Below are 21798 nucleotides of genomic sequence, written 5' to 3'. Positions count from 1 at the left end.
TTGGACCGGGAGAAGAAGGTTCGGGAGATCAAGAACCACAGCGTCTACGCAAGGGAGATCTACGAGATGCACAGCGAGAGCATCGACGAGGTCATAGACAACTACGAGAGCCTGAAGGAGAACTACCTGAACGACCACTCAAGGGCAAGGATCGTAAGGATAGTATTCAACGAGGACAACGGCCTCCCCCTGGCGATAGAGTTCAACAGGAAGGACGATTCCTTCAAGGGCTTCACAATAGCTATCGGCAAGCCCCACATAAGGAGCGACTCGGAAGAAAGGGAAGAACCTCAGGAAGCACAGGGAGACTGAACGTAGAATCCCATCTCTATTCCCTTTTCACTCCATATTTCGTAGCTGCTCAGGTAGTACGTCGGGTTCTGGAAAAGCGCTGTCAGGTTCCTGTTCTCCCCTGCCACCCAGACGATGTAGTTCGCCCGGTTGTAGGGGTTCCTCACGGCCATTATCACGGCGGTTCCCGTGATGCTGCCGAGATCCCCCGTGATAACGGGGTCTTCCTCGTCCCCAGTCAGGACGTAGGAGTGGACCTCCCAGTCAGGGCTCTTCTCCAGCACCCAGCGGTCGCTCCCGACAGGGACGAAGCGCAGCGGGAAGCGCTCGTCCAGCTCATCGACGAGCGAGTTTGAGTAAGGCCCTCCGACCAGCACCAGGTTCGATCCCAGGTCATCGCCGGTGACGTTCACGTCAGCCTTGATCGAAACCTCCACCGTCCCGTCCCACTGGGAGTAAAAGACCCTGAGGTTCTCGGCTATGGCCTCGGCCGTCTCCCTGTCCCTCTCCACTCCAGAGGGATCCGGATTCTGGGTTCCGTAAACGACTATGACCTCTCCCTCAACCGCGCCCCTGTCGAAGGCCCTCAGCGGTGTAACCGGGACGCGCTCGCTGTAAAGCTCCCACGCCTTATCTGGAGGAATCATGGTTCTCAGGTCCACGAGCATCTCGTCCACGTACTCCCCCAGAGGGACGGAGTTCTGGACGCTCATTGCCGTGTACTTCCTGTAAAGCTGAAGCACCTCGTCTATCCAGAACTCGCCCCAGGCCCTCTGGAGCCACACTGCTAAAGCCGCGTAGTCAGGGTCCACGTTGGAGAGCGCGAAGTCCAGCCAGCCGTCGGCGAAGCCCTCGTATATCATTCCAGTCCTGTCCCAGAAGTGAATGTCGTAGCGCGCGAGGTAGGGCATGTCCTCCTCTATGGTGTCCTCCAGGTAGGCCAGCGAGTAGGTGTCGCCGTAGCTGGCGTAGAGACCCGGCAGGGTAATGTCGTGGCCAAGCTCGTGGTAGACGAAGCCCAGGTAGATAAGCTCGTCAAGGCCCGTGTTGTTCACGTAGTCCCTGTTGAGGGGCAGGCCGAACATCGTGTCCCTCGCCGTCTTGTAGCTCCAGGCAGTCCTCTGGGGGTCGCGTCTCACGAGCGGCACCATTCCCCCGGCCCCGTATATCTGGACGCCGTCCCTGAGGGGATTGAAGCTGTGGCCGTGTATCGCCACCAGGAACGGGTGCAGGAACTCGAAACGAACGTTGGAAACGTCGGTGTAGCGGCCCATGAACTCGTCCGGTGGCAGGAGCGAGAGCGCGTTCGTGTATATCCCGAGGTCTTCCCAGTAGTAATCCTGGTGGGTTCTGTAAAAGGTCATGAAGTCGCTCTCCCTGGCGAAGTCCCTCAGGGCCTCGATGAAGTCGAGCGTCCAGGGGTCGTCGATGTTTCCCCAGGGCTGGAGCTCGGGCGGTTCCGTGCAGAGAAGGAGGTAGTATTCGGTGTAGAACAGCCTAAGATCCCTCTCCGAGATGGAAGAGGTGTTTTCAAGGTGCTCCCGCAGCATCTGAACCGCGCGGTGGTTCCTGTAGGGGGCGAAGTAACGATCAACCTCATCGAGGTAGCCCCCGCGGTCTATGACGAAGGGGTCGCCCCGGCCAAAGGCGAGGTAGTAAACGACGCTCAGCAGCTCCGAGTTGGGGCTTATCTCAACGCTCACCTTTCCGGTCACGTTGTAGCCGGCTGCCTGCGGCGCGGTGGTTGCAATGAGGAGTGCAAGGATTATTAAAGCCCACAGTCGCTTCATCACGACACCCGGTGGTATTTTGGACGACGGGTATTTAAAGCTTCCGACAGCTTTTAAAGCACGTGAGCGAACCGGATTCGGGTGACCGAAAATGAGGGCGGGAAGGATTGCAGTGGTTATTCTCACCGCGATGATGTTGGTGGGCGCGCTCGTCCCCCTGTCCCGGGCATCACCCGAAAGCCCCCTGGTGGTGACGAGCATAGCCCCCCTCGCCGCGATAGTCGGGGACGCCTTCGGAGACTCCGTTGAGGTCGTCTACCTCATTCCTCCCGGGGCGGATCCGCACGAGTACCAGCTGACCGCGGGCCAGATAGAGCTCCTCGGAAAGGCCAGTGTTATAGTGACGACCGGCGGCCACCTGCCCGTGGAGAAGAAGATAGCCGAACTGATTGATGAGGGAACAATAACCGGGGAGGCGCTTTTCCTCGACGACTACAGGCGCGAGGGCTTCCGCTATCTCCCCGAGTACTGGTACAACAACAAAGACAATCCCCACGGGGTCTGGCTTGACCCCACCAACGCGCTGGCCATAGCGCGGGCAACCGAGAAGGCGCTCGAGAAGGCTAACCCCTCCGGAGCCGAGCTTTACAGGGCAAGGTACCGGGACTTCGAGAGCAGGGTTAGGGCGATAGTGGAAGCCTACAGGGCGCTGGTTGAGGGCAACAAAACCGCGGTCATTCAGATGCCCCCTGACCAGTACGCCATCGAGTGGCTTGGAATAAAGGCAACCGCCGCCATAAAGCCCGAGGAGGAGGTTCCGGCGATAGGTGTGGACGACCTCGTGCCAGCGGCCGAGGGAGCGGATCTCATAGTCTACGCCAGGGACAGCCCGGACCAGATGAAGGACGCGGCGAGGGAGCTGGCGGCAAAGAGCGGAAAGCCACTGGCAGAGATAACGGTCTTCTGGAGCGACAGGCCCTACACGGAAGTGCTGGTTGAGAACAGCGCAGCTGTTCTTAAGGCGCTGGGCGGAGAAAAGCCCGAAACGGGGCCCGTCCAGAGGGAGGACGTTGGGCGATACGTGCTGGTCTCCCTCGTGGTGGGGCTCGTCCTCGGGACGGCCCTGGGGGTGGTTCTGAAGAAGTGACTTCATTTTTTGTTTTCCTGGCCGGAAAAATGAAAAATGGAATAATCACTCGCGCTTGTAGGGCCTTCCGTCCCACTTCGGCGGCCTGGCCCTGCCTATAATCCCCGCCACTATGATGAGGGTCATTATGTAGGGCAGCATCAGGATAAACTGCCCTGGGATTATGTGCTTCGGTGCCAGCCAAGCCGCCAGCGCCTCGAAGAACCCAAAGAGCCAGCCACCGATGAGCGAGATGAGGGGGTTCCAGCCGCTGAAGACCATGTTGGCGAGGGCTATGAAACCTCTGCCGCCCGACATCGTCTTGTGCACCAGCCCGAGCCAGTCCACGCTCATAAAGGCCCCGCCGAGGCCAGCCAAAGCGTGTCCATAGACCGTGGACCAGAAGCGGTACCTTTCGACGTTTATTCCGAGAGCGTCCGCTGCCTCCGGGTTCTCACCCACCGCCCTGACACGCAGTCCGAGGGGGGTCTTGAAAAGCACCCACCAGGTCACCACGGCTATTATTATGGTCACCAGGACCATCGGGCTGAGCTCCCCATAGGGGGTCGCCAGGTGCCACATCGTGGCGTCCTCTGGGAGCTGGTGCTGACCGGCGGTTCCCCAGTAGGCGAGGATTCCGAAGGGGACTATACCAAGCGAGAGGAGGTTGATGCCTATGCCCGGTATGACGTGGTCGCCCTTGAGGTAAACCGTGAGTGCTCCGTGGAGCATTCCGAGGAGGATTCCCACTATGACGCCGCCGATGAGACCGACCACCGCGCTTCCGGCTAGCTCGGCAAAGATGGCCCCAAAGAACGCGCTTATGAGCAAGACGCCCTCGTAGCCTATGCTGACCACTCCAGCCCTTTCGCTCCATGCGGCGCCAACGCTCGTGAGCACTATCGGCACCATGGCCATCAGGGAGGTGAACAGTATGGTGAGGACATCACCTGCGCTCATTGGGCAGCCCCCCTGTGGAAGGCCTTCTTAACGAGATCATAAAGGCTCGGCACGGCGACGGTTATGACGATTATTCCCTGTATGACCTTGATTATCTCGAGCGGAACCTGGGCCTCGGCCTGCATCAGTGCCGTTCCCGCGCGGAGCATTCCGAAGAACAGCGCCGCGAGGATTATGCCAAGCGGGTGGTTCCTGCCGACGAGAGAAACGCCTATTCCGTCAAAGCCGAAGCCGTAGATGTTCGCTCCTCCCTGACTTATGGCGTAGGTCGGTCCCTCGCCCATTATCTTCATCGCGCCGCCGAGTCCACTGAGCAGACCGCCGATGAGGAAGGACCACATGACAGCTCTCTTGGGGTTCATTCCGGCATAACGCGCTGCTCTCTCGTTCATTCCGCTGGCGCGCATTCCAAAGCCCGTTGTGGTGTGCCAGAGCAGGAAGTACGTCAGCACAGAGGCTAGGACCGCGAAGATTATAGCTATTGAAAGGCCGTAGCCTATTTCAGGCATTCTGGCCTCGACTGGAATCCTTATCGTCTTGTTGGGGTCATTGGGGTTAGCGTAGGGTCCGACTATGAGCCAGAGCACGAAGAACCAGCCGATCCAGTTGAGCATTATCGTGGATATGACCTCGTGAACTCCGCGGTAGACCTTGAGAACCGCTGCAGGAAGTGCCCAGAGCGCTCCGAGAAGCATTCCCATTGCCAGCCCGAACCACATGTTGGGCCAGATGTTGGTGAATATCACCGCGGCTATTGCGCCGAAGTAGAAGGAGCCCTCAGCACCGATGTTGAATATTCCCGTCCTGGTGCCTATGGCAAAGGTCAGCGCGGTGAGCATTATGGGCGTGGCGTACTTAAGGGTGGAGGCTATGCCCCTCGTCGAGCCGAGAGCACCCTGGAAGAGCCAGTAGTAGGCCTCGAAGGGGTTGTAGCCGAAGGCTAGGAGGACGATTCCTCCGATGAGGAAGCCGACGAATATCGCTATGAGGCTTTCGACGAAGGGACGGAGGTTTATCGACCCGATGAGCTCACTTCCTGATTTCCTCATAGCGGATACCTCCCATCATCATTCCTATCTCCTCAGTGGTAACCTCTTCGGGCTTCACGATTCCCATGAACTCACCTTCGTAGATGATCCCCATTCTGTCGCTGAGCTGGAGGATCTCATCAAGGTCAGCTGAGACGAGCAGAACGGCCTTGCCCTCGTTCCTCAGCCTGATTAGATAGTTCCTTATGTACTCGGTCGATGCGACATCTACTCCCCTAGTGGGCTGAGCGGCGATGATAAACACCGGTTCCTTGCTGACCTCCCTCGCGACGATCAGCTTCTGCTGGTTTCCACCGCTCAGGCTCTTCACCGGCGCCTCCGTCCCGGGGGCCGAGATGTCGAACTGCTCTATCAGCGCCCTCGCGTGTTCCCTGACCTTGCCCCAGTGGATAACTCCCCTGAAGCGCTGGAACTTCTTCCTCCAGTGGAGCCCCAGAACCGAGTTCTCCGTGACGGTCATGTCGAGGATAAGGCCCATGTGCGTCCTGTCCTCGGGTATGTGGGCCATTCCAAGGTCGTAAAGCTCCTTCGGACCCTTGCCCGTGACGTCATTGCCCTGGAGATAGACCTTCCCTCCCTCGACCTTTCTGAGTCCGGAGATGGCCTCGATGAGCTCCGTCTGCCCGTTGCCCTCAACACCGGCTATGCCGAATATCTCCCCCGCGCGAACCTCAAAGGACAGCCCCTTGACTGCCTCTTCTCCCCTGTCGCCCTTGACCCTAAGGTTCTCAACGCGGAGTATCGGCTCTCCCGGTTCTTTGGGGGGCTTCTCTATCCTGAGAACCACGTCTCTTCCGACCATCATCTTGGCCAGGAGCTGGGGGGTTGCATCTTTGGTTTCAACGGTACCTATGACCTCGCCCTTTCTTATGACGGTAACGCGATCCGTCAGCTCGATGACCTCGTTGAGCTTGTGGCTGATGAAGATTATCGTCTTGCCCTCCTCCTTGAGCTGTCTCAGAACCCTGAAGAGCTCCTCGACCTCTATCGGGGTGAGAACAGCGGTGGGCTCGTCCAGGATAAGGACATCGACGTCGCGGTAAAGCATCTTGAGTATCTCTATCCTCTGCTGGACTCCAACGGGAAGGTCCTCAACGGGGACGTCGAGGGGGACCTGGAAGTTAAGGTCGTCCATCAGGCGCTGGAGCTTCTGCCGGGCCTTATCCACATCTATCTTGGAAAACAGTCCGTGACCCTCCATTCCGAGGATTATGTTATGAAGCGCGTCGAAAACCTCAACGAGCGTGAAGTGCTGGTGAACCATACCAATGCCGTGGGCGATGGCATCGGAGGGGCTTCTGAAGCGAACCTCCTCGCCGTTGATAAGGATTTTACCAGAGGTGGGGTGGAGCATTCCAAAGAGGATCTTCATAAGGGTGGTCTTTCCGGCACCGTTCTCGCCGAGGAGACCCAGAATCTCGCCCTTGTAAACGGTCAAATCAACCCCCTTGAGGGCCTTCGTGCCGTCGGGATATACCTTGACGATTCCCTTCATCTCGATTATCGGTGTCCGTTCCATTGCCGCACCTCCCTAAAGGTGAGAAAAGAAAGGGGAAAACTCAGCTGGCTAGCTCCATCATTTCCTGCCAGGTCTTGGCTTCTCTGACCTTCTGGATGCCCTCCTGGTCCATCGGGGCGGGCACTTTAATGACGCCGGCGACTATCTTGTCCTGGAGCTCCTTGACGGCGTCCCATACCCAGTCGGGAACCTGGGCCCTGGTCTGCTCGAGGTACTGCTTGAGCTCGTCCCTGCTGTTGAAGCCGAGATCCTTGAGCTTCTGCTGCTGGGTGTCCTCAGGCAGGGAGTCGAACATCGCCATGACGTCATCGACGGTGCTTATCCCAACGCCGCCCTCCTTGAGGCCAAGCTCGACTATGCCACCCTTGAAGTTGCCCTCGACGGCGTCCTTGACGGCGGTGTAGACACCGACGTCAACGCGCTTCATCATGCTGGCTATTATGACTCCCGGCTTTATCCAGTCCTGGGCGGAGTCAACGCCTATCGCGAAGGGCGGTCCCATCTTCTTGCCCTGCGAGTCGAGGACCTCCGCAACCGCATCGAAGACGCCGAGGCCGGTGCCTCCAGCCACCTGGTAGATGACCCAGGCACCCTGGGCGAGCTGGGCCCTGGCGGCGGCTTTACCCTTGGCGGCGTCGTTGAAGGTTCCGGTGTACTGGTAAAGGACGTCTATGGCAACGTCCTTGCCCTCCTTCTGCTTGTAGTAGTCCTCGGCCCACTTAACGCCGAAGCGGTAGCCAGCCTCGAACTTGTAGAGAACCGGTATCTCCATTCCGAGAACGATTCCCACCTTGTCCTTGCCGTCGTTGGCCGCTATGAGACCAGCGAGAGCACCGACGAGGGCGGAACCCTCGTTCTCCTTAAAGAGAATGCTCATAACGTTGTCCTTGTCGGGAATGTAGCCGTCGATGATTGCAAACTTCTGGTCGGGGTACTCGTCGGCGACCTGCTTGACAGCGTCGGTCATCATGAAGCCGACCGCGATTATGACGAGGTACTTCTTCTGGGCGGCGAGGGTCTCGAGGTTCTTCACGTAGTCGTCCTCGCTGTTGCTCTGCATCTCAACCAGGTCAAGGTTGAACTCCTCGGCCGCCCTCTTGGCACCGAGATAGGCCATGTCGTTGAAGCTCAGGTCACCCCTGCCACCGACGTCATAGACGATGGCGATGGCGCCCTTGGTGGATTCCTCTCCACCGGGGGAAATGCAGCCGCTGGCCACGACGCTTATGGCCAGAAGGCCGATTAAAAACAGACTCAACCACCTTTTCATGGTAACACCCCGCGAGTTTTCAAAGGTATAACTCCGTACGGAATATATAGTTTGCGGTCACGTAAAAACCGAAAATTCGAGAAAGAATTTTAACCATTGAGTAAAAGTTTTTTGTGATGACAATGCTGAAGAGAATAGCCGAACTGGACTCGGGAGCCGTTTTAATAACTGGAGACGGGAAGAGACTTGCGAGGATATACATCAATGCCTGGAGCAAGTCAGGAAGGCGCGTGCTGGCAGAGTATCTTCCGTTCCAGGTGGGGGGTGATGCTTACATAGGCAGCCCCTTCGAGAGCGACGACTTCGACGTCTACCTCATGGTGGACCCTCTATCGCGGCCCAAGGCGGAGCGCGAGAGGCTCAATGAGTGGCTGGCGAAGCACCGGGACAAGCTGGTGCTCCTCTACGAGCACAAGTACGTGAAGGACTCGATAACGCGCTATGAAATCCGGAACCACATCGACTACCTCATCGCCTACAAGCGCGAAACGGTGGGCTTCGAGAGGGTCGATGTGATGAGGCTCGAAAACGGCAGGGTGGTGGAGAGCAAGACCTACGTGAGGAGGTACTAGCGCGCGGTTTATTAAGAGATATGGCATGAACAGTGGAGCGCCCGATGACGAGTGGCTTCGGGTCTGAGCGGTGATGACACCAGCTATCGCCGAGGGCTTTATATACCGCCTCCCCCTCTCCTCTCCCGGTGGGAGCAATGTTCGGAAAGCTGAAAGAGAAGTTAGGCTCATTCGTGGAGAAGGTTTCCCAGACCGAGATAAGCGAGAAGGACGTCGAGAACGCCCTCTGGGACCTGGAGATAGAGCTCCTCGAGGCGGACGTTGCACTTGAGACCGTCGAGGAGCTGAAGGAGAGAATAAAGGAAAAGCTCGTTGGCCAGAAGGTCAAGATAGGAACCAACAAGAAGGCCATAGTTGAGGAGGCCGTCCGCGAGGCCGTCCTGGAGGTTCTCACGCCCGAGAAAAGGATTGACCTCCTGGAGATGATACGCTCCAAGGAGGAGAAGCCCTTCGTCATAGCCTTCGTCGGCTTCAACGGGAGCGGGAAAACAACAACCATAGCCAAGCTCGCCCACTGGCTCAAGAAGAACGGTCTGAGCGTTGTCATAGCGGCGAGCGATACATTCAGAGCAGGGGCAATAGAGCAGGTCGAGGAGCACGCGAAGCGCGTTGGGGTGAAGGTCATAAAGCACTCCTACGGCGCCGACCCGGCGGCGGTGGCCTACGACGCGATCCAGCACGCGAAGGCCAGGGGTGTTGATGTCGTCCTCATAGACACCGCCGGGAGGAACGAGCTGAACAGGAACCTCATGGACGAGATGAAGAAGATAGTCCGCGTTACCAAACCAGACCTTGTCATCTTCGTGGGCGACAGTTTGGCGGGCAACGCGGTGGTGGAGCAGGCCAAGCAGTTCAACGAAGCCGTTAAGATAGACGGGGTGATCCTCACCAAGCTCGATGCGGACGCGAGGGGCGGTGCGGCGCTGAGCATAAGCCACGCGATTGGGGCGCCGATACTCTTCGTCGGCGTCGGCCAGGGCTACGACGACTTAAAGCCCTTCGACGAGAAGTGGTTCGTGGAGAGGATTTTTGGGGAGGGGTGAATCATATACTCACTGCTAGACCCATGTGCACCACAATCGAGACGGCGATGAAGCTCGGGACGGCTGGGACCGCCCAGAGGGCTTTATCCGTTCTCCTCACCCGTATTTTCAAAACCCTCTCCCCTCCATCAGCAGCTGACCGCAAGCCCGCTGAGTATTATCGTAATCACAACAAAACCCGGCAAAAGGCCCTCGATAGCGAGCAACGCCTTCTCTCCTTTTTCTTCCCCGAGCACAGCACCAACGCCGACGGAGATGACGGGCAGGATCAAGAGAGAACTATCGGGGTTTATGAGAGAGACGAGAACCACCAGCAGAACGGGCACTCCAATCGCGAGACCCGATTTCTTCAGGGTGGCTTTCTTGAAGAGGAGATACATGACGAGCAAGACGAGAGCGGGGAGGAGAACGAGAATGACAAAAGTTAATGATGGTGAGTACTCCCTCCAGCATTTGATGACTCCACTGCTCAGATGAATCATTCCGCCTTTGATGTAGTAGTCGTCCAGCCGGGGTGCGTTGTATGCGAGGAAAAGCTCCCACGCCGTTGCTGAGGCAAGGACAAAAATGTGAAGAAGGAATTCTCTAAGTTTCACTGGCTCACCTCCTCTTTGGGACTATCCTGACAAGGTGAGTCCCGGAGCCCCAGTTGCCCCATGCAAGATAGTGTTCGCGCATGTCCCGTCCATCATGAACCACCACTTCTTCAGGGGGAACACCATTGGATATATCCTCCAATCCCAAAATAAACCTTTTGTTTAACGAAGATGTTTAAAACGAAGCTGAGTCCTGTTCCCCACTTTGTGTAACACGGTGTGATATCAGAACGTAAATTCACAGGCTCAGAAGCCTTTGAAGGTTCTCAAAGTCAACCCTCGCAGTCATGTCGATGTTTATGGGCGTGACGCTGACCTTTCTCTCGACTTTCAGAGCGTAGGCGTCCGTGCCCGGCTCGAACTCCTGGACGAGCCTGCCAACGATCCAGTAGTAGGGGTTGCCCTTGGGGTCTATCCTCTCCTCTATCGTCGGAGAATAGCGCTTCCTCGCGAGGCGCGTTATCGCTATGCCTGTTTCCTCGCTGGCGTCGCTAGGGACGTTCACGTTGAGCATGTCCACCCCTTCAGGCAGGCCCTTCTCAAGGACCGCCGTTGCTATTTTCCTCAGGAAGTGTGCTGAAACCGAGAAGTCAATCCCCTCCCCCTCGCCGAGGGTCTTCTTCCACTCGACCTCAAGGCTTATGGCTATACTTGGAATCCCGTGGGTGGCAGCCTCTATCGCCGCCGAGGCCGTTCCGGAGACGGTTATCTCCGTGCTGAGGTTCTCGCCGAGGTTTATCCCGCTGACCGCCAGATCAAAGTCGCCGAAGCGGGCGATGGCAAAAATCACGCAGTCGGTCGGTGTTCCGTCTATGCCATACGCTATCTTCGCGCCGGGGACGTTCACGCGCTTGGCCCTTATCGGCCTGTGGAGGGTCATCGCCCGACCGCTCGCGCTCCTCTGGAAGAGCGGAGCAACGACATAGACCTCGCCGAGCTCGCTCAGGGCCTTCACCGCCGCGCGCAGACCGTTGGAATAGATGCCGTCGTCGTTGGTGAGGAGGATTCTCATGGAATCACCTCAGGTCCTCAGCTCTTGAAATCGCCGAGAGGCCCTCGCGTGGTGCGACCTTGAGCAGGTCGGAATCGAGGGTTACTATGCCATCGAGTCCATAGTATTTTGCAGTTGCGAGGGTTAAAGCGTCGCTTGGGAGAAGGCCGTGGGTTGTTACAATCGTAAGTGCCTCCACAATTATTTCGTTCGTTGTGTCCAGAAACTTAGGAAACGCAAGAAGAGGCAATATGGAGTCCACGAATTCGTTACCTGCCTTTTTAACCAGCTCCGGGTGCTTTTTTAGATCCCAGTAGCTCTTGCCAGTTTTGTGTTTAAGGTACATAAACAGCACTTCGTTGTAAACAACGTCGTTTATGAAAAGGGGGTATCTCCCCGTAAACAGTTTCTCAACGAGTTGCTCCGCCACTTGGTTCCCACGAAAGTACTCAACAAACACGTTGCTGTCAAGGAACAAGCTCATCATACATTTCCGCCTCCAGCTCCTGCCAGGGTTTTGCTCCCTTCATGGCTCCTCTGGCGCGTTTAAGTGCCTCTTCAACGTTCAACCTCCCCTGAAGCATCGCCAGTTCAATCTTGAGCCTCTCGGCGTTTTTCTGAGAAGTTTTAATCACAACGTGGACTTCCGTAACTTCCTCCATCTTCTCACCAAGATGGAACTCAACCTGGACCGATTTAAACCTTCCCTCACCTTTAAAAACCCTATTCACCACCCGCTCTTAGGTGGGAGAATGACCTACTGGACGAGCGAGGACAACGTCGCTGGAAAGCCGGGAACGGCGCTCTTCATAATCCTCCCGACCATCGGCTGCTACCGCTTCAGGATTAACCAGGCCTGCTACATGTGCGCATATCCAACGGCCGCTCCCAAGGTTAGGTGGAGCCAGGACGCGATAGTGGACTACGTTAAAGAGGCCCTCAAGAGAATCGAGGGCAAAAAGGGCCCCTTCGCCGTGAGAATGTTCACCTCGGGTTCATTCCTCGACAACGGCGAGCTGAAGCCCGAGACGAGGAGGAGAATCTTTGAGATCTTGGCGAAGATGGACAACGTCGAGGAGATAGTCATAGAGAGCAGGAGCGAGCTGGTTCGCTACGATGCAGTCAAGGAGCTGGCCGAGATAGTCCCCGACAAGCACTTTGAGGTCGCTATCGGCCTCGAAACGGCCAACAATGATATAGCAGACGTCTCCATCAACAAGGGCAACACCTTCGAGGACTTCGTTAGGGCGGCGGAGATAACACACGAGGCAGGGGCGAGGGTCAAAACCTACCTCCTCCTCAAGCCCATCTTCCTGAGCGAGAGAGACGGTATAGAGGACGTCAGGGAGAGCATAATCAAAGCCGAGCCATACACGGACACCTTCTCGATAAACATAACGGACATTCAGAAGGGAACCCTCTACGAGAGGCTCTGGGAAAAAGGTGAATACCGCCCGCCCTGGCTCTGGAGTGCGGTCGAGGTCATTATCTGGGCTAAGAAGCGCTTCCCGAACAAGAGGATCCTCAGCGACCCCGTTGGGGCCGGTTCCAAAAGGGGCCCCCACAACTGTCTCACCGACTACGATAGGGCCATTGGAAAGGCAATAAAGAAGTTCTCCGCGACGCAGGACATCAGCTACATCGAGAACCTCAAGCCCGAGTGTCGCGAAAAGTGGAGCTACATCGTCGAGAACGGACTCTTGGACTGGCAACTGATAACCTGGTGAAGCCGTTTCGTTTTTTGAGCCTTTAACCGTTCTCTTTTCGGCTCGTTTATAACGTCCCCCGTGACTCCCTGATGTACGTTCCTGTACGCCCACGAAACCTTTAAATTTTGACAAACGTAAACGGGGTTAGCAAATCGCGGGTGATGATTATGGCAGATGTCGAAGGAAAGACCGTGGTCGTGAAGGAAAACTACCTCGTTACCGGGAAGGCGGAAGGGGTTGTTGAAATCGACGTGGACACTTTTCTCTGCAAGGGTTGTGGAATCTGCGTCGAGATGTGCCCGAGGAAGGTCTTCGAGTGGAGCAAGGAGCTGAGCGAGAAGGGCGTGCATTATCCGGTTCCGGTTCACGCCGAGAAGTGCGTCAAGTGCAAGCTCTGTGAGCTCCTCTGCCCGGACTTCGCCATCGCGGTAAGGTGGTGAGCATGATAATCCGCGGTGACGAGCCGGAGCAGGTCAGGCTCCTTAGAAAGCTCTACAAGCCCGGCAACTACTTCATGCAGGGCAACGAGGCGGTCGCTTACGGCGCGCTCTTCGCCGGCTGTCGCTTCTACGCAGGCTACCCAATAACTCCGTCGAGCGAGATAGCGGAGACGATGGCGCGCGAGCTTCCTAAGCTCCACGGCTACTACCTCCAGATGGAGGACGAGATAGCGAGCATAGCCGCTATGATAGGTGCCTCGTGGACCGGATTCAAGGTCATGACGGCAACGGCCGGACCAGGGTTTAGCCTAATGCAGGAGAACCTTGGCTACGCTGTGATGACGGAGACGCCGCTCGTTCTCGTTGATGTCCAGAGGAGCGGACCGAGCACAGGACAGGCGACGAAAGGTGCCCAGGGCGACTTCTTCCAGGCCAGGTGGGGAACCCACGGCGACCACCCGATAGTCGCGCTCTCGCCGACCAGCGGACAGGACGCATTCTGGGAAACGATAAGGGCCTTCAACATCGCCGAAAGGCTTAGGACGCCTGTTGTGGTCCTCTTCGACGGGATTTTAGCTCACACGCGCGAGCTCGTCAAGATTCCCGACGTTGATGATGTGGAGATAACCTACCGCAAGCTTCCCGCCAACGAGGAGGAGGCCAGGCTTCCCTTCGGCGACCCGCACGGCGACGGCGTTCCTCCAATGCCCCTCTTCGGTCACGGCTACTTCACCCACGTCACCGGCTCGACCCACAAGGAGAACGGACTGAGGGACGTCTACACGCCGGAGGTCCACGACAGGCTCGTGAGGAGAATCCACCGGAAGATAGAGAAGAACCGCGAAGTTTACGAGAGGTACGAGGAGCACTTCACGGACGATGCCGAGATACTCGTCGTCAGCTGGGGAGTCACCGCAAGGCCAGCCCTCGGAGCCGTTCTCAGGGCGAGGGAGGAAGGGATAAAGGCCGGCCTCTTCGTGCCGAAGACCGTCCACCCGTTCCCCGGTGAGAGAATGAGGGAACTCGGAAAGCGCGCCAGGGCAATTCTCGTCCCGGAGATGAACCTCGGCCAGATGATTCTCGAGGTCGAGCGCTACGTCAACGACGACGTCCTGCTGAAGGGGATCAACAAGATCGGCGGTGTGCCCTTAACAGTTGAAGAGATTCTGCGCGAGATAAGGGGTGTTGCCTGATGCCCGAGATTTACTCCCGCTACCCGATGGTTAAATACCTCAGGAAGGAGGCCCTTCCCACCGCTCTTTGTCCCGGTTGCGGCGGTGGAACCGTTCTCAACGCCTTTGCAAACGCGATAGACCAGCTCAAGCTCGACCCGAGGGACCTGGTCGTCGTCAGTGGCATAGGCTGCTCCGCCTGGATAGCCTCTCCCTACTTCTTGGCTGACACCCTCCACACGACCCACGGGAGGGCGATAGCCTTCGCGACCGGCGTCAAGGTCGGTTTGCCGGACAAAAAGGTCGTCGTCATAAGCGGCGACGGCGATCTGGCGAGCATAGGCGGGAACCACCTTCTGCATGCAGCGAGGAGGAACATAGACATAACGGTAATCCTCGTCAACAACTTCATCTACGGAATGACCGGCGGACAGGTGGCTCCAACGACGCCCTTTGGAGCCAAGACAACGACAACCCCCTACAGGAACATAGAGCACCCGCTGAAGATTTCGGAGACGATAGCGGCAGCCGGGGCCAGCTACGTCGCCAGATGGACCACCGCCCACGTCTACCAGCTCATTGAGAGCATAAAGAAGGCTCTAACGGTTAAGGGCTTCTCGCTCGTCGAAGTCATCTCGCAGTGCCCCGTCCAGTTCGGAAGGAGAAACAAGATGAAAGAGCCAGCCGAGATGCTCCGCTGGTTCCTGAAGAACTCGGTTCCGGTTAGCAAGGCCAGAAACATGAGCGAAGAGGAGCTGGAGGGCAAGTTCATCATAGGAGAGCTAGTGAACAGAAAGAGGCCCGAGTTCACGGAGGAGCTCAACAAGCTGATAGACGAGGTGCAGGAGCACTTCGGGCTCAAGGAGGTGTGAGGCATGCAGATTAGGTTCGCTGGCATAGGAGGCCAGGGTGTTGTGCTCGCCGGCGTCATACTCGGTGAAGCTGCTGCGATAGAGGGCCTCAATGTCCTCCAGACCCAGGACTACAGCTCGGCCTCGCGCGGCGGCCACTCAATTGCCGACGTCATAATCTCGAAGGAGCCTATCTACGACGTCATGGTAACGAGGGCCGACGTCTTGGTTGCCCTCCACCAGCTCGGCTACGACACGGTCAAGGACTCGCTCAGGAAGGACGGTCTCCTGATCATCGAAACCGATCTCGTCAGGCCGGATAGGGACTACGTAGGTGCACCCTTCACGAGGCTCGCCGAGGAAACGACCGGGCTGGCCCTGACGGTCAACATGGTTGCCCTCGGCTACCTCGTTGCGAAAACAGGCGTCGTGAAGAAAGAGAGCGTTGAGGAAGCTATTAAGAGGCGCGTTCCGAAGGGGACGGAAGAGATAAACATCAAGGCCTTCAGGGTTGGTTATGAGGAGGGATCGAAATGAGATACCCGTTTCCGGTCGGTAAGAGCGATTTCATTCAGGGCGACGAGGCCATAGCCAGGGCAGCTATCCTCGCTGGTTGCCGCTTCTACGCAGGCTACCCGATTACACCCGCCAGCGAGATTTTCGAGGCGATGGCCCTCTACATGCCGCTGGTGGACGGCGTGAGCATACAGATGGAGGACGAGATAGCGAGCATAGCCGCGATAATAGGCGCCTCCTGGGCAGGGGCGAAGGCGATGACGGCAACGAGTGGCCCGGGGTTCTCGCTGATGCAGGAGAACATTGGCTACGCGGTAATGACCGAAACCCCGATAGTTGTAGTCGATGTCCAGCGCGGGGGGCCAAGCACGGGCCAGCCAACGCTTGCAGCCCAGGGAGACATAATGCAGGCCATATGGGGAACGCACGGCGACCACTCGCTCATCGTTCTGAGCCCATCGACCGTTCAGGAGGCCTTTGACCTAACGATAAGGGCCTTCAACCTGGCGGAGAAGTACAGAACGCCGGTCGTTCTGCTCACAGATGCGGAGATAGCCCACATGCGCGAGCGCGTTTACATCCCAAGACCGGAGGAGATAGAGCTGGTCGAGAGGAAGCTTCCTGCGAATGAGGAGGAGGCGAAGTTCCCGTTCGGTGACCTCCACGGCGATGGCGTTCCGCCTATGCCCATATTCGGGAAGGGTTACAAGACCTACGTCACCGGCTTGACCCACGACGAGCGCGGAAGGCCTAGGACTGTTGAGGCGGAGGTCCACGAGAGGCTCATAAGGAGGATCATCGGAAAGATAGAGAACAACAAGCACGATATCATAACCTACAACACTTTCGAGCTGGACGATGCAGAGATAGCGATAATAAGCACGGGCATCGTTTCCCGGTCCGGCGTGAGGGCGGTTAAGATTCTCCGCGAGAAGGGAATCAAGGCGGGCCTGCTGAAGCTCAACACGATATGGCCCTTCGACTTCGACATGATAGAGGAGCTTGCCGAGCGCGTGAGGAAGATATACGTCCCGGAGATGAACCTCGGACAGCTCTACCACCTCGTCAAAGAGGGCGCCAACGGGAAGGCGGAGGTTGAGCTCATACCCAAGATAGGCGGCGAGGTTCACACTCCGATGGAGATAGTCGAGAGGGTGGTGGGCTGAATGTACCTGAAGTCCGCTTACGATATTCGAGACAAGTACCTGAGGAAGGACATGCTCCCGACGATATTCTGCCCAGGCTGTGGAATAGGTTCGGCCCTGCAGTACACGCTTCGCGCGATAGACGACCTCGGCCTCAACCCGGACGAGATAGTCTGGGTCAGTGGAATCGGCTGTTCCTCCCGTGTTCCGGGCTTCGTCAACTTCGACGGCCTCCACACGACCCACGGCAGGGCTCTGGCCTTTGCGACTGGCATAAAGCTCGCCAACCCGAACCTTAAGATAATAGCCTTCATGGGTGACGGTGACGCGGCAGCTATCGGAGGAAACCACTTCATCCACGCTATAAGGAGAAACCTCGACGTCACGGTGATACTCATCAACAACTTCACCTACGGAATGACCGGCGGCCAGGTCGCGCCGACCGCCCTTAAGGGCCTGCGCGGAACGACCGCTCCCTACGGCCAGTTCGAGAACCCCTTCGACATAGCTGACCTCGCTGTATCCGCCGGAGCCAACTACGTGGCCAGGTGGAGCGTCTTCAACTACCTCCAGGGAATCAACAGCATAAAGAAGGCCCTGAGCAAGGAGGGCTTCACGCTGGTAGAGTTCCTCTCTCCGTGCCCGATAAGCTTCGGAAGGAGGAACAGAATGAAGACGGCTCCAGAGCTTCTCCGCTGGTACCAGAAGATAACCGTCCCGCTGGCGAAGGCGAAGAAGATGCCGCCGGAGGAGCTTGAGGGCAAGATAGTCATCGGCGAGTTCGTGGACAGGGACAGGCCCGGTCTCGTGAGGGAGTACGAGGCGTACAAGAGGCGCGCCAAGAAGATGATGGGGTGGGAGGAATGAGGAAGGAGATACTCTTCAGCGGCTTCGGCGGCCAGGGAGTTATCCTGGCGAGCGTTATCCTCGGAAGGGCCGCGGCCGTCTACGAGAACCTCTACGCGGTGCAGACCCAGGCTTACGGCCCTGAGTCCAGGGGTGGAGCGAGCAAGGCGGAGGTCGTCATAAGCGACGAGCCCATAGACTACCCCAAGACCCTCAAGCCGGACTGTGCGGTTTTCTTCTCCCAGGAGGCCTACAACAAGTACCTCCACACGGTAAAGGAGGGCGCGAGAATCATTGTGGAGGAAGAGCTCGTCCCGCACCGCGACCTGGAGTTCGAGAAGAAGCTCAACGTCATAGCGCTTCCGCTCACCAAAATAGCCGAGGAAACGACCGGGCTGAGCCTCACGATGAACATCTTGACCCTCGGAATCCTAACCGCCTGGACAGGGGTCGTGAGCAGGGAGGCGATAGAGAAGGCCGTTCTCGACGCCGTTCCAAAGGGCACCGAGGAGATAAACTTAAGGGCGCTCCGCAAGGGCTTCGAGCTCGGGGAGAAGGCTAAGAAGGGCGAGCTCTGAGGTCCCTGAGCTCCCCGAGTACCTCCTCTTCTCTCCTTTTCAGCCTCTCCAGCTCCCGCCTGTAGGCCATCTCTATTGACTCAAGGTGCTCCCTCGCCTCTTCTCCGCTCACCTCCACCAGGAGGCCCGAGAGGAGGCGGTAGAGTTTCCTGTCCCCGGATTTAAGATACCTCTTCGCCTCATTGACCTCCGCCAGCTTGAGCTCCAGCGAGGCCCTCAGCTCCCTGAGCCTCTGGAGCTCACGCTCCTTCTCGTACGCCCTCACCAGCTCCATCGTCCACCCTCCAAAAAAGAGGAAGGGTCACTCCTTCTTCTCCTCGGGCTTCATCTTCTCAAGCTCCTTGAGGAGCTCCGTGACCTTCCTGCCGTCCTCCTCTATCTTCCTGAGCAGGGCAAGGCGCAGCTCCATCAGGGCGTTTATGCGCTTCTCGATGTTCTCCCTCGCCTCCTCGATGCTCGCCCCGACCAGTATGCCGGCCCCAACGTCCATTATGACATCGTCAGGCTTCTCTATCTTGCCCTTGATGGCTATGCCACTGCCGAGCGGGATGTATATCTCCTTGCCCTCGCCCTTCTCCTTGATGTAGGCAAGCGTCGCATCGACGGTGCGGAGGTTGCTTATGGTTGCGTCGATGACCCCGACCTGGCTCCTGAGGTACTCTATCTCCCCGAGGTAGCTCCTTATCTCGTCCTGTATCCTCTCGGGGGTTCTCTTTACCTTCGCCATGCCCACCACCTCCGGCCCGTTCTCATATTTTAGTTACTTTTTGTATTTAAAAGTTTTTCGCCGTTAGGGTTATTAACTCCCGACGCGAGAGAAGAACATGCTCATCAACGAGACCAAAGAGCGGACGTGGCACGGGCCCGTAAAGCTTGCCGACAGCTTTTTCAAGCGCTTTAGGGGGCTGATGCTGGTAAGGCACGTCAACCATGCCCTTGTCTTCATCCTTCCCGCCGAGACCAAGGCCAACGCCTCGATCCACATGTTCTTCATGCTGAGCGATATAGACGTGATATGGCTCGATTCGACGAGGCGCGTCGTCGATTTCAAGACCGCCAGGAAGTGGCGCCTCTACGCTCCCAGAAAGCCGGCCAAATACATAATCGAAGGCCCCGTGGGGATTATAAAAGCGCTTGACGTCGAGGAGGGCGACCTCATAAGCTGGAGCCCGAGCGAGGAGAAGGAGCGGGCCGTCCCGGTGAAGGTGTCCCTTCCAGATGGCTTCTCATTCGACAAGGGCACCAACGGGATGGCCTTTACGGAGAGCGTGGGGGAAGTGAAGGCAAGGGAGCATTAAACGTACACGACCTCCCGCATCACGTGCCTGGCTATCCCGGGTTTCAATGCGGACTTGAGGACGAGGTCAACCTTGACACCAAGGAGCTCTTCAAGGTACTCCTCAAGCTCTATGAACCTGAGGAAGGATGGGACCTCACAGAAGTCGACCAGAATGTCGATGTCGCTCGTTTCTTTATCTAATCTCAGCCCTCAAAGCGGTCTGTTCCCTACGCAGGTTTCCTGCGCTCAGAGGGGATTTAACCCTCTCCCCAGAAATCCCCTGGGAGGAGGCGGATTATTTCTCCCACGCCCGCGAAGTCCTCGTCGAGGGTGGCTAAACTATCGCAGTTGTACTCTAAGGCAGTGGCCAGAATTCTTGCATCGTGGGGAAGGAGAGAATAGTCGCGAACGAGGGTGGCAACCGTCAGCCAGTCCCTTGAGTCTGAAACCAGGAGAACATCCTTTGCATCCAGAAGCGCCAGGATGTCCGAGATAACATCAGAAGCTCTGTTCCTGAACTCCTCGTCATCCTTGAGGAGCTTTTTGACCCTCCACACCGACCTCGCACCGTACTCCTTCTCCCCCAGCCTCCTGATGAGGACGTAAAACAGCTCATCAACGACGATATCAGATGTCAGCTTTCCTTCCTTTGCTTCGAGGATCTCAACGGCGTAATGGGTAAGGCTCGTCTCTACCAGGTAGTTGTACAAAACGCTGGAGTCTATGAAAATCACCGCTCGTACACCTCGACCCGGTATCTCTTAAACTCCTCGGCGTTCCCTTTTCCGAGCATTCCCGGTCGGACGTCTTTTTTCTTGTTCTCAATGAGTTTCCTGAGCTCGAGGGCTTCTTTAAGGAGATGAGAGTGCAGTTCCAGCGCCCGCTGAGAGGTAACCTCAGACATGATATCACCAATAATAGCTCTCAGGAGGTGGATAAAAACGTTTCTCAGAACTCAAACTCCACCCCGTTCTCGTCGCCCTCCCAGAGGACTATGCGTTTTAGTCTTACGCCATTGGAAAGGCGCTTCTCAACCTCCCCTGCTATCCATAGCGCAACGTTCTCGGTTGTAGGATTCTCGAAGATGCCGTTGAGGTTCCGGTGGTCCAGCTCCTCAAGGATTTCCTCGACGAGCTTTCTCAGCTCCAGGAAGTCCATGACGTAGCCGTTCCTTAGCGGCCCCTCAACCGCGACCTCGAGCCTGAAGGTGTGGCCGTGAAGCTCCTCGGGCTTTCCATCTATGACCACGGCGTGAGCCGCTTCAAATTTAAAGCGCTCGACGATTCTGGCCCTCATGCAACCACCAAAAAAAGTTCCGGCGGTTTGATAAAAGATTTCCGCACTTCGAAGGGGCTGACTTTAAGCGGGGAATGCTTTGATTCTAGCCGGTCCTATTATAGCGCACATTGCCCGCAATAGTTGGCAGGGGAAGGCTTTCTCTTCTCCCAGAGTCTTATTGCAACAGTATCTCAAAGACTTGCTCGACTTTGCAAGAGAAAGCTTTCAATTCTCCCAGAGTCTTATTGCAACACATTAAGAGTAGTGAACTATACAAACAAAAGGATTATGTTTCAATTCTCCCAGAGTCTTATTGCAACGTTCACGATGCCCTCGCCCACGCTCATGCCGCCAACGTTTCAATTCTCCCAGAGTCTTATTGCAACAAAAGCCCTCTCCGTCGTAAACGGCCTTCTTAAACTGTTTCAATTCTCCCAGAGTCTTATTGCAACTAGGACGGCAGCGGTAATAGAGTACCCAGGGGGCAGCCGTTTCAATTCTCCCAGAGTCTTATTGCAACTTGGTAACAGGTGGGCAGTACTTTATGCTGTTGCCAGGTTTCAATTCTCCCAGAGTCTTATTGCAACTTAAGACTACATACGACACGAACGCAAAAAATGCTTAGTTTCAATTCTCCCAGAGTCTTATTGCAACTGAGGCTAAAGCCAATGGCGTGGAGCAAGTGATACTCTAGTTTCAATTCTCCCAGAGTCTTATTGCAACTAGTAGCAGGGGCGATAAGCCTGCCCGTGATACTAATGTTTCAATTCTCCCAGAGTCTTATTGCAACATGGGGCAACACTTCCCCCACCTGCAAAAACCCCAAGTTTCAATTCT

General features: G+C 56.8%; 28 protein-coding genes and 1 CRISPR repeat array. Of the genes, 13 read left to right on the top strand and 15 right to left on the bottom strand.

The window, feature by feature from the left end:
• Positions 1–312 (top strand): hypothetical protein, encoded by a 312-nt coding sequence (locus tag CL1_RS00130; protein ID WP_048151599.1) that lies wholly within the window; start codon positions 1–3, stop codon positions 310–312.
• Here CL1_RS00130 and CL1_RS00125 read toward each other — a convergent pair.
• Entirely contained in the window at positions 291–2081 is a 1791-nt protein-coding gene (locus CL1_RS00125) for a DUF4932 domain-containing protein (protein WP_014787882.1), read from the bottom strand. The two genes, CL1_RS00130 and CL1_RS00125, sit on opposite strands and share 22 nt — an antisense overlap.
• Positions 2082–2172: 91 nt before the next feature.
• On the opposite strand from CL1_RS00125, the gene CL1_RS00120 reads away from it, so the two are divergent.
• Positions 2173–3168: a metal ABC transporter solute-binding protein, Zn/Mn family gene (locus CL1_RS00120; protein WP_014787881.1), complete on the top strand. Its 996-nt coding sequence runs from the start codon at positions 2173–2175 to the stop codon at positions 3166–3168.
• A gap of 45 nt (positions 3169–3213) precedes the next feature.
• On the opposite strand, the gene CL1_RS00115 is transcribed toward CL1_RS00120, so the two are convergent.
• Genes CL1_RS00115 through CL1_RS00100 form a run of 4 tightly spaced genes read right to left on the bottom strand, consistent with a single transcriptional unit; the run spans position 3214 to position 7945 of the window.
• Positions 3214–4107: an ABC transporter permease gene (locus CL1_RS00115; protein WP_014787880.1), complete on the bottom strand. Its 894-nt coding sequence runs from the start codon at positions 4105–4107 to the stop codon at positions 3214–3216.
• Positions 4104–5156, bottom strand: coding sequence for an ABC transporter permease (locus tag CL1_RS00110; RefSeq protein WP_014787879.1), 1053 nt, complete (start codon positions 5154–5156; stop codon positions 4104–4106). The genes CL1_RS00115 and CL1_RS00110 overlap by 4 nt, the downstream gene beginning before the upstream one ends.
• Complete coding sequence (locus CL1_RS00105) at positions 5137–6675, bottom strand: ABC transporter ATP-binding protein (protein WP_014787878.1); 1539 nt, start codon at positions 6673–6675, stop codon at positions 5137–5139. The genes CL1_RS00110 and CL1_RS00105 overlap by 20 nt, the downstream gene beginning before the upstream one ends.
• A 40-nt stretch (positions 6676–6715) precedes the next feature.
• Complete coding sequence (locus tag CL1_RS00100) at positions 6716–7945, bottom strand: BMP family lipoprotein (protein WP_014787877.1); 1230 nt, start codon at positions 7943–7945, stop codon at positions 6716–6718.
• 122 nt (positions 7946–8067) lie between these two features.
• On the opposite strand from CL1_RS00100, the gene CL1_RS00095 reads away from it, so the two are divergent.
• Positions 8068–8517: a hypothetical protein gene (locus CL1_RS00095; protein ID WP_014787876.1), complete on the top strand. Its 450-nt coding sequence runs from the start codon at positions 8068–8070 to the stop codon at positions 8515–8517.
• 137 nt (positions 8518–8654) lie between these two features.
• Positions 8655–9560 (top strand): signal recognition particle-docking protein FtsY, encoded by a 906-nt coding sequence (gene ftsY / locus CL1_RS00090; protein ID WP_014787875.1) that lies wholly within the window; start codon positions 8655–8657, stop codon positions 9558–9560.
• 128 nt (positions 9561–9688) lie between these two features.
• Here the strand turns inward: ftsY and CL1_RS00085 are convergent, their stop codons facing one another.
• From CL1_RS00085 to CL1_RS00070, 4 genes are all read right to left on the bottom strand, one after another.
• Complete coding sequence (locus tag CL1_RS00085) at positions 9689–10156, bottom strand: hypothetical protein (protein WP_014787874.1); 468 nt, start codon at positions 10154–10156, stop codon at positions 9689–9691.
• A 238-nt stretch (positions 10157–10394) separates the two neighbouring features.
• Positions 10395–11168 carry a 5'/3'-nucleotidase SurE gene (gene surE / locus CL1_RS00080; protein WP_014787873.1) on the bottom strand — a complete coding sequence of 258 codons (774 nt, stop codon included), beginning with the start codon at positions 11166–11168 and terminating at the stop codon, positions 10395–10397.
• Between the two features lie 4 nt (positions 11169–11172).
• Positions 11173–11634 carry a type II toxin-antitoxin system VapC family toxin gene (locus CL1_RS00075; protein ID WP_014787872.1) on the bottom strand — a complete coding sequence of 154 codons (462 nt, stop codon included), beginning with the start codon at positions 11632–11634 and terminating at the stop codon, positions 11173–11175.
• Positions 11615–11809: a hypothetical protein gene (locus tag CL1_RS00070; protein WP_048151596.1), complete on the bottom strand. Its 195-nt coding sequence runs from the start codon at positions 11807–11809 to the stop codon at positions 11615–11617. Before CL1_RS00070 ends, CL1_RS00075 begins: the two co-directional genes overlap by 20 nt.
• Before the next feature lie 90 nt (positions 11810–11899).
• Between CL1_RS00070 and CL1_RS00065 the strand changes: the two genes are divergently transcribed.
• From CL1_RS00065 to CL1_RS00030, 8 genes are all read left to right on the top strand, one after another.
• On the top strand, positions 11900–12874 hold the full coding sequence (locus tag CL1_RS00065) for an archaeosine biosynthesis radical SAM protein RaSEA (RefSeq protein ID WP_014787870.1): 975 nt from the start codon (positions 11900–11902) through the stop codon (positions 12872–12874).
• A 149-nt stretch (positions 12875–13023) separates the two neighbouring features.
• Complete coding sequence (locus tag CL1_RS00060; RefSeq protein ID WP_014787869.1) at positions 13024–13296, top strand: 2-oxoglutarate ferredoxin oxidoreductase subunit delta; 273 nt, start codon at positions 13024–13026, stop codon at positions 13294–13296.
• 2 nt (positions 13297–13298) lie between these two features.
• Entirely contained in the window at positions 13299–14489 is a 1191-nt protein-coding gene (locus CL1_RS00055; protein WP_014787868.1) for a 2-oxoacid:acceptor oxidoreductase subunit alpha, read from the top strand.
• Entirely contained in the window at positions 14489–15340 is an 852-nt protein-coding gene (locus CL1_RS00050) for a 2-oxoacid:ferredoxin oxidoreductase subunit beta (RefSeq protein WP_014787867.1), read from the top strand. Before CL1_RS00055 ends, CL1_RS00050 begins: the two co-directional genes overlap by 1 nt.
• Before the next feature lie 3 nt (positions 15341–15343).
• A complete protein-coding gene (locus CL1_RS00045; RefSeq protein WP_014787866.1) occupies positions 15344–15856 on the top strand; it encodes a 2-oxoacid:ferredoxin oxidoreductase subunit gamma in 513 nt (170 codons plus the stop codon).
• A complete protein-coding gene (locus CL1_RS00040; RefSeq protein WP_014787865.1) occupies positions 15853–17001 on the top strand; it encodes a 2-oxoacid:acceptor oxidoreductase subunit alpha in 1149 nt (382 codons plus the stop codon). Before CL1_RS00045 ends, CL1_RS00040 begins: the two co-directional genes overlap by 4 nt.
• A complete protein-coding gene (locus tag CL1_RS00035; RefSeq protein WP_014787864.1) occupies positions 17002–17847 on the top strand; it encodes a 2-oxoacid:ferredoxin oxidoreductase subunit beta in 846 nt (281 codons plus the stop codon).
• Positions 17844–18404: a 2-oxoacid:ferredoxin oxidoreductase subunit gamma gene (locus tag CL1_RS00030; RefSeq protein WP_014787863.1), complete on the top strand. Its 561-nt coding sequence runs from the start codon at positions 17844–17846 to the stop codon at positions 18402–18404. The genes CL1_RS00035 and CL1_RS00030 overlap by 4 nt, the downstream gene beginning before the upstream one ends.
• Here the strand turns inward: CL1_RS00030 and CL1_RS00025 are convergent.
• Together CL1_RS00025 and pfdA are read right to left on the bottom strand one after the other, a co-directional pair.
• Positions 18385–18678: a prefoldin subunit gene (locus CL1_RS00025; RefSeq protein ID WP_014787862.1), complete on the bottom strand. Its 294-nt coding sequence runs from the start codon at positions 18676–18678 to the stop codon at positions 18385–18387. The two genes, CL1_RS00030 and CL1_RS00025, sit on opposite strands and share 20 nt — an antisense overlap.
• Before the next feature lie 27 nt (positions 18679–18705).
• Positions 18706–19131 (bottom strand): prefoldin subunit alpha, encoded by a 426-nt coding sequence (pfdA, locus tag CL1_RS00020; RefSeq protein ID WP_014787861.1) that lies wholly within the window; start codon positions 19129–19131, stop codon positions 18706–18708.
• A 97-nt stretch (positions 19132–19228) separates the two neighbouring features.
• Here pfdA and CL1_RS00015 point away from each other — a divergent pair, with 97 nt between their 5' ends.
• A complete protein-coding gene (locus CL1_RS00015; RefSeq protein WP_048151594.1) occupies positions 19229–19702 on the top strand; it encodes a DUF192 domain-containing protein in 474 nt (157 codons plus the stop codon).
• Here CL1_RS00015 and CL1_RS10545 read toward each other — a convergent pair.
• Genes CL1_RS10545 through CL1_RS00005 form a run of 4 tightly spaced genes read right to left on the bottom strand, consistent with a single transcriptional unit; the run spans position 19699 to position 20979 of the window.
• Positions 19699–19890, bottom strand: coding sequence for a nucleotidyltransferase family protein (locus CL1_RS10545; protein WP_083830200.1), 192 nt, complete (start codon positions 19888–19890; stop codon positions 19699–19701). The two genes, CL1_RS00015 and CL1_RS10545, sit on opposite strands and share 4 nt — an antisense overlap.
• A gap of 50 nt (positions 19891–19940) precedes the next feature.
• Positions 19941–20417, bottom strand: coding sequence for a PIN domain-containing protein (locus CL1_RS00010; protein ID WP_014787859.1), 477 nt, complete (start codon positions 20415–20417; stop codon positions 19941–19943).
• A complete protein-coding gene (locus CL1_RS10705) occupies positions 20414–20587 on the bottom strand; it encodes a hypothetical protein (protein ID WP_187287168.1) in 174 nt (57 codons plus the stop codon). Before CL1_RS10705 ends, CL1_RS00010 begins: the two co-directional genes overlap by 4 nt.
• Positions 20588–20631: 44 nt before the next feature.
• Positions 20632–20979 carry a 6-pyruvoyl trahydropterin synthase family protein gene (locus tag CL1_RS00005; RefSeq protein WP_014787858.1) on the bottom strand — a complete coding sequence of 116 codons (348 nt, stop codon included), beginning with the start codon at positions 20977–20979 and terminating at the stop codon, positions 20632–20634.
• A 137-nt stretch (positions 20980–21116) separates the two neighbouring features.
• A CRISPR array of direct repeats spans positions 21117–21751; the repeat unit is 30 nt; unit sequence GTTTCAATTCTCCCAGAGTCTTATTGCAAC.
• Between the last annotated feature and the right edge of the window lie 47 nt (positions 21752–21798).

It is taken from the genome of Thermococcus cleftensis, assembly GCF_000265525.1.
Classification (GTDB): Archaea; Methanobacteriota_B; Thermococci; order Thermococcales; family Thermococcaceae; genus Thermococcus; species Thermococcus cleftensis.
The sequence above is the reverse complement of the archived record's forward strand: the minus strand, read 5'-3'. Positions and strand labels throughout refer to the sequence as shown.

Excerpts from the sequence above, each read along its gene's own strand:
- CL1_RS00125 (WP_014787882.1), bottom strand. The coding sequence starts at position 2,081 with ATGAAGCGACTGTGGGCTTTAATAATCCTTGCACTCCTCATTGCAACC.
- CL1_RS00120 (WP_014787881.1), top strand. The coding sequence starts at position 2,173 with ATGAGGGCGGGAAGGATTGCAGTGGTTATTCTCACCGCGATGATGTTG.
- CL1_RS00115 (WP_014787880.1), bottom strand. The coding sequence starts at position 4,107 with ATGAGCGCAGGTGATGTCCTCACCATACTGTTCACCTCCCTGATGGCC.
- CL1_RS00110 (WP_014787879.1), bottom strand. The coding sequence starts at position 5,156 with ATGAGGAAATCAGGAAGTGAGCTCATCGGGTCGATAAACCTCCGTCCC.
- CL1_RS00105 (WP_014787878.1), bottom strand. The coding sequence starts at position 6,675 with ATGGAACGGACACCGATAATCGAGATGAAGGGAATCGTCAAGGTATAT.
- CL1_RS00100 (WP_014787877.1), bottom strand. The coding sequence starts at position 7,945 with ATGAAAAGGTGGTTGAGTCTGTTTTTAATCGGCCTTCTGGCCATAAGC.
- CL1_RS00095 (WP_014787876.1), top strand. The coding sequence starts at position 8,068 with ATGCTGAAGAGAATAGCCGAACTGGACTCGGGAGCCGTTTTAATAACT.
- ftsY (WP_014787875.1), top strand. The coding sequence starts at position 8,655 with ATGTTCGGAAAGCTGAAAGAGAAGTTAGGCTCATTCGTGGAGAAGGTT.
- surE (WP_014787873.1), bottom strand. The coding sequence starts at position 11,168 with ATGAGAATCCTCCTCACCAACGACGACGGCATCTATTCCAACGGTCTG.
- CL1_RS00075 (WP_014787872.1), bottom strand. The coding sequence starts at position 11,634 with ATGATGAGCTTGTTCCTTGACAGCAACGTGTTTGTTGAGTACTTTCGT.
- CL1_RS00070 (WP_048151596.1), bottom strand. The coding sequence starts at position 11,809 with ATGGAGGAAGTTACGGAAGTCCACGTTGTGATTAAAACTTCTCAGAAA.
- CL1_RS00065 (WP_014787870.1), top strand. The coding sequence starts at position 11,900 with ATGACCTACTGGACGAGCGAGGACAACGTCGCTGGAAAGCCGGGAACG.
- CL1_RS00060 (WP_014787869.1), top strand. The coding sequence starts at position 13,024 with ATGGCAGATGTCGAAGGAAAGACCGTGGTCGTGAAGGAAAACTACCTC.
- CL1_RS00055 (WP_014787868.1), top strand. The coding sequence starts at position 13,299 with ATGATAATCCGCGGTGACGAGCCGGAGCAGGTCAGGCTCCTTAGAAAG.
- CL1_RS00050 (WP_014787867.1), top strand. The coding sequence starts at position 14,489 with ATGCCCGAGATTTACTCCCGCTACCCGATGGTTAAATACCTCAGGAAG.
- CL1_RS00045 (WP_014787866.1), top strand. The coding sequence starts at position 15,344 with ATGCAGATTAGGTTCGCTGGCATAGGAGGCCAGGGTGTTGTGCTCGCC.
- CL1_RS00040 (WP_014787865.1), top strand. The coding sequence starts at position 15,853 with ATGAGATACCCGTTTCCGGTCGGTAAGAGCGATTTCATTCAGGGCGAC.
- CL1_RS00035 (WP_014787864.1), top strand. The coding sequence starts at position 17,002 with ATGTACCTGAAGTCCGCTTACGATATTCGAGACAAGTACCTGAGGAAG.
- CL1_RS00030 (WP_014787863.1), top strand. The coding sequence starts at position 17,844 with ATGAGGAAGGAGATACTCTTCAGCGGCTTCGGCGGCCAGGGAGTTATC.
- CL1_RS00025 (WP_014787862.1), bottom strand. The coding sequence starts at position 18,678 with ATGGAGCTGGTGAGGGCGTACGAGAAGGAGCGTGAGCTCCAGAGGCTC.
- pfdA (WP_014787861.1), bottom strand. The coding sequence starts at position 19,131 with ATGGCGAAGGTAAAGAGAACCCCCGAGAGGATACAGGACGAGATAAGG.
- CL1_RS00015 (WP_048151594.1), top strand. The coding sequence starts at position 19,229 with ATGCTCATCAACGAGACCAAAGAGCGGACGTGGCACGGGCCCGTAAAG.
- CL1_RS10705 (WP_187287168.1), bottom strand. The coding sequence starts at position 20,587 with ATGTCTGAGGTTACCTCTCAGCGGGCGCTGGAACTGCACTCTCATCTC.
- CL1_RS00005 (WP_014787858.1), bottom strand. The coding sequence starts at position 20,979 with ATGAGGGCCAGAATCGTCGAGCGCTTTAAATTTGAAGCGGCTCACGCC.